The 13,817-nt window shown below is 48.2% G+C and carries 14 protein-coding genes; 8 read left to right on the top strand and 6 right to left on the bottom strand.

The window, feature by feature from the left end; genetic code table 11:
* Positions 1 to 132: 132 nt before the first annotated feature.
* On the top strand, positions 133 to 669 hold the full coding sequence (locus tag V3S16_RS17945) for a hypothetical protein (RefSeq protein WP_413887470.1): 537 nt from the start codon (positions 133 to 135) through the stop codon (positions 667 to 669).
* Between the two features lie 26 nt (positions 670 to 695).
* Here V3S16_RS17945 and V3S16_RS17940 read toward each other — a convergent pair whose 3' ends face one another.
* A complete protein-coding gene (locus V3S16_RS17940) occupies positions 696 to 1,325 on the bottom strand; it encodes a CDP-alcohol phosphatidyltransferase family protein (protein WP_413887468.1) in 630 nt (209 codons plus the stop codon).
* 98 nt (positions 1,326 to 1,423) lie between these two features.
* A complete protein-coding gene (locus tag V3S16_RS17935; protein ID WP_413887466.1) occupies positions 1,424 to 2,719 on the bottom strand; it encodes a glutamate-5-semialdehyde dehydrogenase in 1,296 nt (431 codons plus the stop codon).
* Positions 2,720 to 3,528: 809 nt separating this feature from the next.
* Here V3S16_RS17935 and aprB point away from each other — a divergent pair.
* From aprB to V3S16_RS17900, 7 genes are all read left to right on the top strand, one after another.
* On the top strand, positions 3,529 to 3,966 hold the full coding sequence (aprB, locus tag V3S16_RS17930) for an adenylyl-sulfate reductase subunit beta (RefSeq protein WP_413887464.1): 438 nt from the start codon (positions 3,529 to 3,531) through the stop codon (positions 3,964 to 3,966).
* Between the two features lie 66 nt (positions 3,967 to 4,032).
* A complete protein-coding gene (gene aprA, locus V3S16_RS17925; RefSeq protein WP_413887462.1) occupies positions 4,033 to 6,024 on the top strand; it encodes an adenylyl-sulfate reductase subunit alpha in 1,992 nt (663 codons plus the stop codon).
* A gap of 126 nt (positions 6,025 to 6,150) precedes the next feature.
* A complete protein-coding gene (locus tag V3S16_RS17920) occupies positions 6,151 to 7,446 on the top strand; it encodes an FAD-dependent oxidoreductase (protein ID WP_413887460.1) in 1,296 nt (431 codons plus the stop codon).
* Positions 7,439 to 9,778 carry an FAD-dependent oxidoreductase gene (locus tag V3S16_RS17915; RefSeq protein WP_413887458.1) on the top strand — a complete coding sequence of 780 codons (2,340 nt, stop codon included), beginning with the start codon at positions 7,439 to 7,441 and terminating at the stop codon, positions 9,776 to 9,778. Before V3S16_RS17920 ends, V3S16_RS17915 begins: the two co-directional genes overlap by 8 nt.
* An 18-nt stretch (positions 9,779 to 9,796) precedes the next feature.
* Positions 9,797 to 10,936: a quinone-interacting membrane-bound oxidoreductase complex subunit QmoC gene (gene qmoC, locus V3S16_RS17910; protein ID WP_413887456.1), complete on the top strand. Its 1,140-nt coding sequence runs from the start codon at positions 9,797 to 9,799 to the stop codon at positions 10,934 to 10,936.
* A 192-nt stretch (positions 10,937 to 11,128) separates the two neighbouring features.
* Positions 11,129 to 11,362 carry an AbrB/MazE/SpoVT family DNA-binding domain-containing protein gene (locus V3S16_RS17905; RefSeq protein ID WP_413887454.1) on the top strand — a complete coding sequence of 78 codons (234 nt, stop codon included), beginning with the start codon at positions 11,129 to 11,131 and terminating at the stop codon, positions 11,360 to 11,362.
* Entirely contained in the window at positions 11,359 to 11,805 is a 447-nt protein-coding gene (locus V3S16_RS17900) for a type II toxin-antitoxin system VapC family toxin (RefSeq protein WP_413887452.1), read from the top strand. The genes V3S16_RS17905 and V3S16_RS17900 overlap by 4 nt, the downstream gene beginning before the upstream one ends.
* 398 nt (positions 11,806 to 12,203) lie before the next feature.
* On the opposite strand, the gene V3S16_RS17895 is transcribed toward V3S16_RS17900, so the two are convergent.
* From V3S16_RS17895 to V3S16_RS17880, 4 genes are all read right to left on the bottom strand, one after another.
* The gene (locus tag V3S16_RS17895) at positions 12,204 to 12,548 is read right to left on the bottom strand and encodes a type II toxin-antitoxin system PemK/MazF family toxin (protein WP_413887450.1); all 345 of its coding nucleotides are present in this window, start codon (positions 12,546 to 12,548) and stop codon (positions 12,204 to 12,206) included.
* Positions 12,538 to 12,768, bottom strand: a complete 231-nt coding sequence (locus V3S16_RS17890) for an AbrB/MazE/SpoVT family DNA-binding domain-containing protein (protein ID WP_413887448.1) — start codon at positions 12,766 to 12,768, stop codon at positions 12,538 to 12,540. The genes V3S16_RS17895 and V3S16_RS17890 overlap by 11 nt, the downstream gene beginning before the upstream one ends.
* Before the next feature lie 341 nt (positions 12,769 to 13,109).
* Positions 13,110 to 13,493, bottom strand: coding sequence for a response regulator (locus tag V3S16_RS17885; protein ID WP_413887472.1), 384 nt, complete (start codon positions 13,491 to 13,493; stop codon positions 13,110 to 13,112).
* 125 nt (positions 13,494 to 13,618) lie between these two features.
* Positions 13,619 to 13,817, bottom strand: a 199-nt coding sequence (locus V3S16_RS17880; protein WP_413887446.1) for a hypothetical protein, incomplete at its 5' end; no start/stop codon positions are given.

Raw genomic sequence — 13,817 nt, 5'->3', positions numbered from 1 at the left:
TTAAGTATTTGCAAATAATCGTAAAACAATGACCTAAAACCTAACACTTAATAAGCCTTGGGCTTATAAAAACCTAAATATTGATGAATTCGACTTTTTACGAATTCATCAATATTATTAAAGGAGGTAACAATGAAAAATTTTTGTTTTACTAATTTAATGATTATTCTTGTGGTTGCTTTTGTCGTTGGATGTCAGACTACGCAGGATATCAAAAGCACCATATCATCCAAGGTAACTACTTTAACAACCGGTGTTGACCCAAGCTTATATAAACAGGTTCCTGAAGACCAGAAAGAAGGTGTTCCAAGTGCAGAGTCAGCTCTTAAGTTTCACCGGAACAAAGAGCATCTGATCAAGCTGAAGAAGGAACTGGCTATCCAAAAGTTGAAACTTGCTGGATATAATCTTGACCTTGCAAGCAAAGATCGTAAAAAAGCTCAAATTTTATTGGATACAAAAAAATTGGAGGCCATCGATAGAGCAGGGTTGGGAGAAAAAGAAGATAACTTGGATACCATAGCAGATCTTAAATCAAAAATACTTAAAATTGAGGCCGATAAAGTTAAAATCAGGGCCAAAATAGCTGCACGCGAAGTTCATATCAAAGATCAGAAAAAACAGATTGAAGAACAGGATGAAAAGATCAAAGGAATGAAGGCTGATTAGTAAAGAATCCACTTGTTACGAATTCTTCAACCATTGTGATTATGGGCCATTTTTAATCGCCGGATAATCACCAAGTTGGTGTGCAAAACCAAATAAATGAGGGCTATTACGGGCATGCCCGGCAAAACCACACTGCCTAAAGCACAGATAATCATAGCACTGAAGCGGGTGCCTTTGCTTGCCAGGGTCGGTTTGCCCAGGTTAATATCCAGCGTTTGCGCCCGAGCGCTTGAATAACTGATAAGATTGCTTCCTATCAAGGCCAGCGCTCCCAGCAAGATCAATAACTCCCGGGGCATCGGAATCGGCAGACGAAGAAGATAAATTGTGAGCCCTATTATCATGAAACCGTCAGAGTACCGATCAAGTGCCGAATCCCAAAAAGCCCCGCCCTTGGTTTGTTTCCCGGTAATGCGTGCGTATTGGCCGTCGACGCCATCTAAAACTTGAGAGACAACAGCGATACAGCCGGCCAAAAAGCCATGTCCTGTGGCAAAGACGATACCGGCGATACAGCCGACGGCAGCAGAGAAAAGTGTTATTTGCCAGGGAGAGAGCCATTTATACTTAATCAATTTAGGGGTAATACGAGCTGAAAGCTTTACCTTGATCCATTTGAGGATAAAGCGATCTGTCGGTTTTGTTTGCCAGTCCATAGGCATATTTAGTCCTTGAAAAATCTGTTTCCCCGGGCCGGTCGAAGATCCTGCATATCGGAGGATTCTTTACTATTTGTTGTGCAATCCGGCGCTTACTAAATGCTGAAAGGTCTATCCAGGGAACGGTGGGTGAATTGTTTCTTTCCGCTGGCGTAATCGGCTACCACTTGACCACTGCCTTTCAGTTTCCACTTGTAGATCACCAATCCTTCGAGGCCGACCGGGCCACGAGCATGGATTTTGTTGGTACTTATGCCCACCTCGGCACCGAGACCGTAACGGAAACCGTCGGAAAAGCGCGTGCTGCAGTTCCAGAAGACGTTGCCGGAGTCGCACAGGTCCATAAACATTGCCGCTGATTCGGGTTTGCCGGTCACAATAGCATCGGTGTGGCCGGACCCGTATAAGTTGATGTGGTCGAGAGCCTCTTGAAGACTGCCGACGACTTTAACGGAAAGGATGGTGTCCAAATATTCCGTTTTCCAGTCTATTTCCTCGGCCTCGGCAACATCTATAACGGACCGGGTTATTGCGCAGCCCCGGATTTCAACATCGTGTGCCTCCAGAGCTTGCTGCAAGTCCGGCAGAAAATCTGCTGCGACTTTCTCGTGTACCAGCAGCGTTTCCATGGCATTGCAGACTGCTACGTACTGACACTTGGCATCAACGGCAATCCGCGCGGCCATGTCCAGGTCGGCATCGGCGTCCACGTAAACGTGGCAGATTCCATCGGCATGGCCCAGCACCGGAATCCGGGAATGATCCATGATATAGCGCACGAATTCGTTGGAGCCTCTCGGGATAATTAGATCGATGAACTGGTCGAGTTTCAGCATGTCATTGACGTCTTGACGCGTCTGGAGCAGCTGGAGCCAGCCTTCGGGAATACCGGCCCGCCGGGTGGCCTCGTGAATGACGGATGCCAGCATGCGGTTGGTGTTGGCCGCTTCCGCACCGCCTTTAAGCAAAACGGCATTACCGCTTTTTAGACACAGAGTCGAAATTTGCACCAGTACGTCGGGGCGGGATTCGAAGACAACGCCGACAACGCCGATGGGACAGCTCATCTTATAAAGTTCAAGGCCTTCCCCCATTTCAATGGCAGACAGGGTGTATCCGACCGGATCAGGAAGTCCAATTAAGCTTTCGATACCGGCGATTACATCCGCAATCTTTTCTTCGTCAAACTTGAGCCGCTTGAGCAGCGGCGCCGCCAGATCATTTTCCTCGCTTATCCGCAGGTCTTCCCTGTTGGCCGCGACGAGGGCCTCACAATTGGCCTTTAGCGCCTCTGCAATAGTTTTCAGCGCTTTTTGCTTTGTTTCCGATTCAGTTGCGGCCAGTTTAATCGATGCCGCTTTTGCCGCTTGGGCTGTTTCTCTAATATTCATGGGTATCTCCCCTGATTAGTTAGTGTCCATCCATAAATACATTTGAGCACTATGTAGTTTCCAATTCAATATGTTCCGGGTTGCGCACCCTCTTTGGTTACTGAATAGAGGATATAATGGGTCTTTGTAAACAATATTGTGACTGCATTACGTAGGTCATGTCGTTTTCGTAAAGGGCGATATGCCGATCGGATGCAAAAGCGCTGCACGTGGTCCGCAACCAGTATCATGTATTATACATCTTTTTTATGTCAACATTAAAATGCTGCATTCCTAAGAACCGTACCTAAGTGTCTTGAAATCTTACCATAGTGCCACATAGTATCATGAGCTTCAAAAGGGCAGTCGCTTTTAGTGCTATACGGCATTCATATCCTGAATATTTTTGAAGAATATGAACGCTTTTCAGCACAATATATAGTGCTTAACCCGTATGCGGTCATCAAGATACCGTTAGCGGCCAATATGCATTTAAACACCCTAATATTTAAGAACTAGGTTTGTCCAAAAGTTCTTGACAAGCATAATGTTAATTGATAATGAGATTCTTTGACTTTGCATGGGCAAGCTATCTTCTTGATATTAAAGAATATATTTATGGAAATTTTAGTCACGACGTTTTGTGAGATAGATAAAACCGGATAGAATTTTTTGTTGATCTGTTAAAAAAAATTAGACGGCCCAAAAGTTGCTTCTTGGGCCACAGTTATGAAGGGAGGTGCAAAAAACTGGAAGGTTGTATCGTAAAGTTCTTTTTAGGGGTTAACATACCGAAATTTTTTACAAAGCAAAATCAGGAGGTATACTAAATGCCAAGTTTTGTAATTTCTGAAAAATGCGATGGCTGCAAAGGTGGGGACAAAACCGCCTGCATGTACATTTGTCCCAACGATCTGATGGTTCTGGAGCCCAATGAAATGAAGGCTTACAACCAGGAACCGGATCAGTGCTGGGAATGTTTCTCATGCGTCAAAATTTGTCCCACCCAGGCAATTGAAGTACGAGGTTATGCCGACTTTGTGCCGCTGGGAAGCAGTATTATGCCCATGCTGGGAACTGAGGATATTATGTGGACCTGTAAATTCAGAAACGGCACCCTCAAACGCTTTAAGTTCCCCATCCGCACCACCCCGGAAGGCAGCGCCAATGCTTACCCGGATCTGAAAGGCAAGGACCTTGACAGTGAACTGCTTAGCACCGAAGAGGCCGACGGTCGCGAACTGCCCAAACCGCTGGCAACCGTTTAAGCAGGTTAAAGCTTTTCAAAGATTCAGTAAACTGACCAACTGCGATATTAGCTTAAGGAGGATAGCATGGCATTACCGAATAAACCCAAGGGTGAAACCAAAGCCGTCAGTAATCCGGAAGTAGAAGAGCTCGAAGTTGATTACTTGATTGTCGGCGGCGGCATGGCTGCCACGGGAACGGCTTTCGAGATCAAGAAATGGGCGGCGGACGACGCCAAGATTCTGCTGGTGGACAAAGCTGCTCTGGATCGCAGCGGGGCTGTGGCCCAGGGGCTTTCAGCCATCAATACTTACATTGGAACCGTACAGGGTGACAATACGCCGGATGACTATGTCCGCATGGTGCGCAACGACCTGATGGGCATCATCCGTGAAGACCTTGTTTTTGACCTGGGCTGTCACGTGGACGACTCGGTCTATCTGTTTGAAGAGTGGGGTCTGCCGATCTGGAAAATGTCGGAAGAAGGCAAGAAACTGGACGGCAAAAGGGGCCGGAAGATCGGCACCTTGAAGGGCGGCGCCACCCCCGTGCGTACCGGAAAATGGCAGATCATGATCAACGGTGAGTCCTATAAACGCATTGTGGCCGAAGCTGCCAAACTGGCCCTGGGAGAAGACAATATCCTGGAGCGTGTGTTTATCGTCGAACTGCTTCTGGACGCCCATGAAGAGAACCGCATCGCCGGTGCGGTCGGTTTTTCCGTCCGCGAAAACAAAATTTACATCATCAAATGCAATACCATGATGGTGGCCTGCGGCGGCGCCGTCAACATTTATCAGCCCCGCAGTGTCGGTGAAGGTAAGGGCCGCGCCTGGTACCCGGTCTGGAACGCCGGCTCCACCTATACCATGTGCATGAAGGTCGGTGCCGAGCTGACCATGATGGAAAACCGTTTCACCCCGGCCCGTTACAAAGATGGTTACGGCCCGGTGGGGGCCTGGTTCCTGCTCTTCAAGGCCAAAACCCTCAACGGCCTGGGTGAAAATTACGCGGCCGGCGAAGCGGCCCAAGCCGAACTTGAAAAATACGCACCTTACGGAACCGCGGCTATCACCCCGACCTGCCTGCGGAACCACCTGATGATTTTTGAGATGAAAGAAGGCCGCGGTCCCATCATGATGGATACGGTCACGGCGCTTAAGGAAATGGGTGCCAAGCTTGACAAACGCGAGATGAAGGCCCTCGAATCCGAGGCCTGGGAAAACTTTCTGGATATGACCTGCGGACAGGCCAACCTGTGGTGCGGCACCAACACCGAACCCGCCAAGAAAAATTCGGAAGTTATACCCACCGAGCCCTACCTGCTGGGGTCTCACTCCGGCTGCTGCGGCCTGTGGGTTTCCGGACCTGATTTTGACTGGGTGCCCGAAGAATACAAAATCCGTTACAAAGACAAAGTCTACAACCGCATGACCACGGTTAACGGCCTGTTTACTTCCGGTGACGGTGTGGGCGGATCCGGTCACAAGTTCTCCTCCGGTTCCCATGCCGAAGGGCGGCAGTGCGCCAAGTCCATGGCCAGGTTCGTGCGCGACAATGCCGACTTCAAACCGACCATCAGCCAGTCCACCGAAGAACTGGTCGACCTGATATACAAGCCGGTCAGGCTGTTCTTGGAGCATTGCGACTACACCACCGCCATCAATATCAACCCCAACTATCTCAAACCCGAGGGGATGACCTATCGGCTGATGAAGGCCACCCATGAGTACGGTGCCGGAACGGCGACCTTTTATCAGACCAGCAGCAAAAACCTGGAGATCGTCTTGGAACTGCTCCAGGTGATGCGCGAAGACTGCGAAAAGCTGGCGGCCGGTGACCTGCACGAACTGATGCGGGTCTGGGAAATCGAACACCGTATCTGGACGGTGGAGTCTCATCTGCGCCACATCCAGTTCCGCAAAGAGACCCGTTATCCCGGATTCTACTATCAGGCCGACTATCCGGGCCAGGATGATGAGAACTGGTTCTGTTTTGTCAACTCCAAATACGACCCCAAAGCAAAATCCTGGGATATCTTCAAGAAAGATTACATCAAGATTATCCCTGATGCGTAATCGATCGGCTGTGATTTAGCCGGATATACCTCCAGGTGTCGCCAGACACCTGGAGGTTTTTATTTACCACACCAACATTGAGCGAAATATTTATAAATTATTACTAATAATGTACGGAGGGATAGCATGACAGAAGACAAAACAGCTCCTGCTAACGGAAGCATTTTGGTTGTTGGAGGAGGAATCAGCGGGTTGACCACGGCCATCGAAGCCGCCGAAGTGGGATACGAGGTGTTTTTGGTCGAAAAAAACCCTTACCTGGGCGGAAGAGTGGCACAGTTGAATCGATATTTTCCCAAGCTATGCCCTCCGTCCTGCGGCCTGGAGATCAATTTTAGAAGGATTAAGGACAATCCCAAAATAACCGTCCTGACCCAGGGAGAAGTCGAAAAGGTTGAGGGAACACCCGGCAGCTATGACGTTACCGTGACGCTGAGCCCCAGGCTGGTTAACGCAAACTGCACGGCATGTAACGACTGCGTCGACGCCTGCCCGGTTGAAAGAGATAATGAATATAATTTCAACATGGACAAAACCAAAGCCATTTACCGGCCCTTTGAAATGGCCTTTCCCATGCGATATGCTATCGATGCGGCTGTCTGCAAGGGATCGGAATGCGGCGAATGCGCCCAGGTCTGCAAGTACGACGCCATTGATCTTGACATGCCGGCCCAAACGCAGAACTTGAAGGTGGGGGCCGTTGTGTGGGCGACCGGATGGGAGCCTTATGATGCCGGCAAAATCGACAACCTGGGGTTCGGCCAGTACCCGAACATCATCACCAACATGATGATGGAACGGCTGGCGGCGCCCAACGGGCCGACCAAAGGAAAAATTACCCGACCGTCGGACGGCCAGGAACCCGCAAGTGTTGCCTTTGTTCAGTGCGCCGGATCCAGAGACGAAAATTATCTCCCGTATTGTTCCTATGTCTGCTGTATGGCCTCTTTGAAACAGACCACCTACATCCGGGAACAGTACCCCGAGGCCAAGGTGTACATCTTTTACATCGATATCCGGGCTCCGGGCCGGCGCTATGAAAAGTTTTATCAGAAGATTAAAGAAGATAAAAACGTCGTTTTGATCAAAGGCAAGGTCGCCGAAGTCAGCGAAGATTCTGCCACCGGCAATATCACCGTGGTTGCCGAAAATGCCGTCACCGGCGAAAAGATTTCGCAAACCGTTGAAATGGCTGTTCTGGCCACCGGGATGCAGCCCACAGCGGCCACCGCCAAGCTGCCGGCCGACCTGAAATACAACGCCGACGGCTTTATCATCAACGACTTTGAAAAAGGCGGGATGTTTGCAGCCGGATGCGCCCATAAGCCGTCCGATGTAGTAACATCCAATCAAAATGCAACCGGCATGGCCCTTAAAGCGATTCAAACCCTGGTGAGGAAACAGGAGGTTATCCATGGATAAAAAATATGGTGTCTATATTTGCACAGGCTGCGGCATCGGCGATGCCCTGGTAATTAAAGAGCTGTGTGCCGTACCTGAAGAAGAAGGATTTTCAGTTAAAACTCACCCGTTTCTCTGTGGAGCCGAAGGCCTTGACCTGATCAAGAAAGATATCGCCGCCGACGGCGTTAACACGCTGATGATCGCTGCCTGTTCCCGCCGGGTCAATTATGATGTCTTCAATTTCGAAGGCTGCATCGTCGACCGGGTGAACCTGAGGGAACAGGTGGTCTGGTCTCATCCTAGGTCTGAATTCCCGGCGCTTACCGAAGACCAGAAAGACGATGGTGAATCCTTCGATCGCCTGCAGATGCTGGCTGAAGATTATCTAAAAATGAGTATGGCCAAGGTTGCGAAGATCGACCTGCCGGAGCCGTATAAACTGGAAACTCTGAGCAAAAAAATTCTGGTTATCGGCGGCGGCATTACCGGTATTTCTGCTGCCATGGATGCGGCCAAAGCCGGTTACGATGTTACCGTCGTGGAACAAGCATCATCTCTGGGCGGATACGCGGCTAAAATCCGTAAGCAGCTGCCCACTGAAGATCCCTATGAAAATCTGGTTCCGCCGGTTATCGAAAGCAAGATCAAAGAGCTTGAAGCCTATGACAATATTACGGTTAAAACCGAAACTATCGTAGCCCGTCTGGCCGGCGAGCCGGGGGATTTTACCGTGACGCTTAAAAAGCCCGGTGAAAAGATCGAGTTTGACGTTCCCTATCCGCTGCCTGAAGAGATGAAGTTCGATGAAAACGGCAAAGAGCTGGATGTTGAACAGCAGCATAAACGTTACCTGGAATATAACGAGGGCAAGGTCGACATTTTGCAGTTTGACCCTGACGGGGAAAAATTCGGAGCGGTAATCCTGGCGGCCGGATGGCGGCCGTATCAACCCGAAGGCGATGAATTGGCCCATTTAGGTTTCGGGGAGCTGCCGGATGTTATCACCAACCACCAGTTTGAAGAAATCGCCGCCCAGGGCAAAATTACCAGGCCGTCGGACGGTAAAGAAGCTAAAGCAGTGGCCTTTATCCAGAGCCCCGGCAAGGGCGAAGATGATGCCGATTTCGAATACGCCGGTTCGGTTACCAGTCTGGTGGCTCTGAAGCAGGCCAAATATGTACGCGAGGATTACGACGACGCTAAGGCCTATATCTTCTACCAGCATATCCGCACACCCGGATTGACGGAAAACTTTTACAAAAGCATCCAGCAGGATGAAGGCATCTTTATGACCAAGGGAGAAGTCATCAGCGTCTCTAAAAACGGAGACAGCATGATTGTGGAAGCGGACAATACGCTTTTGGGAGAAAAAATCAAAGTCAGTGCCGATCTGGTGGTACTGGCCACCGGCATGGTTCCGGTAACGGCGGATGATCCGGTAGTCAACATGGCTTACCGCCAGGGCCCGGCCTTTCGTGATATCGATCTTTTCAACAGCTATTGCGATTCGAACTATATCTGTTTTCCATATGAAACTCAAAGAACCGGTATTTATGCGGCCGGCTGCATCCGGCGCAGTATGACCATGGAAGAATCGATGGAAGACGCCACCGGTGCCGCCCTTAAAGCGATCCAGTGCATTGAGTCGATCAACCGCGGCGTTTCCGTGCACCCCCGCTCCGGCGATATGACCTTTCCCGACTTCTTTTTCCAACGATGCACCCAGTGCAAACGCTGTACCGAAGAGTGTCCCTTCGGCGCTTTGGACGATGATGAAAAGGGAACCCCCAAGCCGAATCCGGCGCGCTGCCGGCGCTGCGGTACTTGCATGGGGTCTTGCCCCGAGCGTATCATCGGCTTTGCCGACTACAATATCGACAGTGTCGCTTCCATGGTTAAAGCCATCGGAGTACCATCGGAAGACGATTATTACGAGCCCCCCTTTAGGATAGTCGGGTTTGTATGCGAAAACGATGCCTATCCGGCCCTCGATATTGTCGGTTTGAACAGACTTGTCTATTCAGCCGACGTGCGCTTAATCCCGATCCGTTGCCTGGGGTCCATGAACGTGATCTGGATCAAAGACGCCCTGGCCCAGGGCATGGACGGGGCCTTCCTGCTGGGCTGCAAACATGGCGACGATTATCAATGCCATTTCATAAAGGGGAGCGAACTTTCTGATATCAGAGTCCAGAAGATCGGCGAAGCCCTGGCAAGCCTGGCCCTGGAAGAAGAACGCATTACGCAATTCCAGATTGCCATCGACGAGTACGATAAACTTCCCAAGATGATAAACGACTTTGTGGAAGAGGTGGAAGCGCTCGGCCCTAACCCGTTCAAGGGTTTCTAAGTAATAGGAGGTATTCTTATGAGGGATAAATACCTGATTGAGCCTGATGTAAACTTTGTGAAGGAAATCGTCGGGCTGGGGGGCGACACCCTGAAAAAGTGCTTCCAATGCGCAACCTGTTCGGTGGTCTGCCCCATATCCCCGGACACCAAACCCTTTCCCAGAAAAGAGATGATTGCGGCGTCATGGGGATTAAAGGACCGCCTGGTAGGCAATCCGGATATATGGCTGTGCCATAACTGCGGAGATTGTACCACTAAATGTCCGCGCGGCGCCAAGCCGGGCGAAGTGCTGGGAGCCGTGCGCTCTTATGCCATCACGGAGTATGCTGCTCCCAAAGCCATTGGTAAAGCGGTCAATGATCCCAAGATGCTCCCTTTGCTTATGGGGATTCCCGTGGTGATATTTCTGGTTCTGGGTCTTATTACCGGTCTGCTCGATTTTTCACCGCCGTTGGGAGAACATGGAATATCACATAGTAAGTTCTTCTCAACCTGGCTGGTCGATATGATTTTCGTACCGCTGGCCGGCTGGGTGGTGGTAGTTTTCGCCCTGGGCCTGAAACGATTTGTCAGCGACATTCATGAAAACGCCCTCCTGGAAGGCAAGACCGACAAGCAGGAACTCGATTATATCGGCCTGGGCAAGGCCTTGATTGGTGTTTTGCCGACCATCCTAAAGCAGGACAAATTTTCAGAATGCTCGGAAAATAAGGACCGTGACGTGGCCCACTGGATGGTCTTTTTATCATTTATAGGGCTTTTTATCGTAACCAATGTGTTTTTTGTGGCCCTTTACGGCCTGCAACTCCACGGTCCCTATTCCCAGTTGAACCCGGTAAAATGGCTGGCCAATGTCAGCGGTGTGGCCCTTATTATCGGGAGCATTCTGATGATCAAGAACCGTCTTTCCAAAACTGATCAGACCAGCGCATACAAGGACTGGTACCTTTTAGGGCTTGTCCTGGGACTTGGACTTACCGGCATGTTGACCGAAATGACCCGCATGGCGGGTATGGCCGGCCTAACGTATTTCATGTATTTTGTCCATCTGGTGTTTGTGTTCAACCTGTTTGCATTTTTGCCGTTTTCAAAACTGGCCCACCTGGTTTATCGAACCGTGGCCATGGCCTATAACGAATGGTCAGGTAGAAAATAGCCTTTAAACCCAAAACACTCTCTACAAACAACTAAGAGGATACAACAAATGTATCCCCTTTCTTTATTCTGCCTCTTTGATTTAACCGCTAAAGTGCGCTGAAATGATTATCGAAAATGAATAAAAGACTTGACTGTACATCTAAGCAGATGTATGATTTTGAATTAAAAATATGACAAAAGGGATAGAAATATGACGATGGCAACTATTGGTACAAGATATCAGGTGGTTATACCACTGAAAGAGCGAAAACACCTAAATATTAAGCCGAACTCCAAGGTCGACGTAGTTGTCGAAGGCAATCGATTGGTTATTTATCCGCTTTCGGCATCAAATTTAAAGGGTATCGGTCGAAAGGTAGCAGACGGAACCGACGCAACGGATTATATTGCCAAACTCCGTCAGGAATGGGAACAAAGACCGTGATCCCAAAACAAAATTTAGCCGGAAGGCAGGGGGTCGTTATCGATACCATGGTTTTCATTTACCTGTTCGAAGATCATCCAGGTTACGCCGAGTTATGTGAAGACATTTTTGATCAAATCAGCAATGGTGTTTTTTCGGGCATTGTTACCCCAATTACCGCGGCCGAATTGCTGGTCAAACCCTTGAAACAAAAACAGTTATCCGTCGCCGACCGATACAGAAGCGCAATCCGAAATATCCCCAATGTTTCATTGTCGCCGTTTGACGTTCAAACCGGCTTTATGGCCGGCTCCCTGCGGGCGCAATACGGTCTCGCCCTACCGGACATGTTCCAGGCGGCTACCGCACTGTACTATCCGGCCCGCACGCTTATCACAAACGATAGGAATTTACGACGGATTAAAGAAATCGATGTGTTTTTGCTTGATGAAATGATGCCATAATGTCAGGCTCTATACCCTCATTAAAAAACCCTGGCCGTGAGGTCTCAGAGAAAAGCGTGCCAGGCTTCATTGATGATCTGACGTTGCTTCGCTGATAAAAGGATTTTCAATAGCAAGATACGCCGAGATGCGGGACAGCTGTGCAGAAAGTGCATTGGTAAAACACGTTCGAACGTCCCCCAAGTCAAAGTACGGAAAGGTTATTAACAAAAATTGGTTTGTCTCATGTTGCTTCGACTCTGCGAAAATAAGGCTTTCATGCAAGGTGTAGTCGCAGAATCTTGATTAACAACTGTCTGATAAAATTGACTTATTCAATTTGTTTCCGGAACCTGGGATAAATAGGCTTTAATTTTAAGTCTCAAAGTCGCTGCTGTTCACCTGCGCATTCGATTTCATTAATTGAGATAATCGAATATCTTTAAAAGGCTTTGTTTGACTCGGGTCTGGTCGGCTTTTGATAAATGACCTATTTTTCTGAGAATAAACCTATTATCAAGCGTGAACAATTTCATTCTTACAACAGATGGTGCCGCCAAACCAGATGATTTTTTGTTTTTGATAAAAATATCTAATGGCCAAGGTTCGTTCTTTTGACTCGTTATCATCGCCAATATAGTATGTTCGATAATCTTTCCAAAATATGTTGTTTGAGATAATACGAGGGCAGGCCTTCTTTTTGCTTTGGAAGAATCTGTAAACGGGAATGGTACAACAACGACATCAAATGGTTCATAAATCATTGTATGCTTCCTCATCATTCTGTGATTCCCATTCACTTAGTGTGGGAACAAGGGCTGAGCTAAACTCAATATCAACAGGTCTTGCTTTTCTTAGTTTGACGGTATCATTCTCAATCTCGAAAGCGATTACATCACCAGCATTGAGCTTCAGTTTTTTTCTTACAACTTCAGGTACAGTTGCTTGATATTTCTTTGTGAGTTTGCTTGTAGCTGTTTGCATTGTTTTCTCCTGAATAAGTATTAATGTAATACGGTAATACTAACATGGCCAGTATTGATTGACAAGCACTATTGATGACAGAAAATCCAACATTGCAATCCACCCGATTAGCTACAGCCTGCGGCTGCACAAGGGCCGTTCGTAGTCTTGCGTTCCGTGAGCCGCCTCGTTACCGATACCTGCCATCATTCGGTAAATATCAAAATCCCAAAATCCTGACAAAAAGGATTAATCGTCTTACCCCTGGCTTGGTGGCATTCGAAGACGGTTAAAACGTGAACATAAAAAATTTGGGCTACAGGCTTATCAAGCCGGTAATGGGGCTTCGATTCCACCTGGGATCACCACAACAAATTCAATGGGTTGCGAGAAATCGTCGACCCATTTTTATTTTGGCAAATGAATTTTACAACCCTTAGTTTGCAAAATTCTTCATGACTATATCCATACCACTCACAGGCAGCATCATCTACATCCACAATCTCGTGTGAGTTTATATCATAAATAATAATTGCATCTGATACCGTAGAGAAAAGGACATATCCAAAGGGCAGTGCAAGCTTTGCCCGTTCGAGCCTGTCTTCATCCATATGAGCTGTGACGAATACAATCGGAATATTAAATCGGGTGCGTATTTGATCAGCCGCTTCAATCCCGTCTATCTCCCCTTTAAGCACAATATCCATGAAAACCAAATCAGGCTTACACTCTTCCACCTTTTTAATGGCATCCTCTCCATAGGGAGACTATTCCAGGCACGGAATATCCAAAACCCTTCACACGGCTCTCTAAGTCCATTGCGATAATACCGTCATCTTCCACTATCAAGACTTGTGCTTTTTCCATGGCTCTATATCCTCGGTTTATAAGCTGTTCTTTTGAACTTGATGTTAAATTGAGTTCCACCTGTTCGATCTAAATCAATTTTTCCATTAAGCTGATGCCCTTCTAATACTTTGACCAAGTGCAATCCCATTGTATCCGTTTGTTCTATATCAAAATCTTCTGGAATACCTACACCGTCATCACTGACAGTTAATTCAAGATCA

This window comes from Candidatus Desulfatibia sp. (assembly GCF_036446775.1).
Lineage (GTDB): Bacteria > Desulfobacterota > Desulfobacteria > Desulfobacterales > UBA11574 > Desulfatibia_A.
The sequence above is the reverse complement of the archived record's forward strand: the minus strand, read 5'-3'. Positions and strand labels throughout refer to the sequence as shown.

What these genes read in the sequence shown, in the direction of transcription:
- V3S16_RS17945 (WP_413887470.1), top strand. Translation starts at nt 133, where the DNA reads ATGAAAAATTTTTGTTTTACTAATTTAATGATTATTCTTGTGGTTGCT.
- V3S16_RS17940 (WP_413887468.1), bottom strand. Translation starts at nt 1,325, where the DNA reads ATGGACTGGCAAACAAAACCGACAGATCGCTTTATCCTCAAATGGATC.
- V3S16_RS17935 (WP_413887466.1), bottom strand. Translation starts at nt 2,719, where the DNA reads ATGAATATTAGAGAAACAGCCCAAGCGGCAAAAGCGGCATCGATTAAA.
- aprB (WP_413887464.1), top strand. Translation starts at nt 3,529, where the DNA reads ATGCCAAGTTTTGTAATTTCTGAAAAATGCGATGGCTGCAAAGGTGGG.
- aprA (WP_413887462.1), top strand. Translation starts at nt 4,033, where the DNA reads ATGGCATTACCGAATAAACCCAAGGGTGAAACCAAAGCCGTCAGTAAT.
- V3S16_RS17920 (WP_413887460.1), top strand. Translation starts at nt 6,151, where the DNA reads ATGACAGAAGACAAAACAGCTCCTGCTAACGGAAGCATTTTGGTTGTT.
- V3S16_RS17915 (WP_413887458.1), top strand. Translation starts at nt 7,439, where the DNA reads ATGGATAAAAAATATGGTGTCTATATTTGCACAGGCTGCGGCATCGGC.
- qmoC (WP_413887456.1), top strand. Translation starts at nt 9,797, where the DNA reads ATGAGGGATAAATACCTGATTGAGCCTGATGTAAACTTTGTGAAGGAA.
- V3S16_RS17905 (WP_413887454.1), top strand. Translation starts at nt 11,129, where the DNA reads ATGACGATGGCAACTATTGGTACAAGATATCAGGTGGTTATACCACTG.
- V3S16_RS17895 (WP_413887450.1), bottom strand. Translation starts at nt 12,548, where the DNA reads ATGATTTATGAACCATTTGATGTCGTTGTTGTACCATTCCCGTTTACA.
- V3S16_RS17890 (WP_413887448.1), bottom strand. Translation starts at nt 12,768, where the DNA reads ATGCAAACAGCTACAAGCAAACTCACAAAGAAATATCAAGCAACTGTA.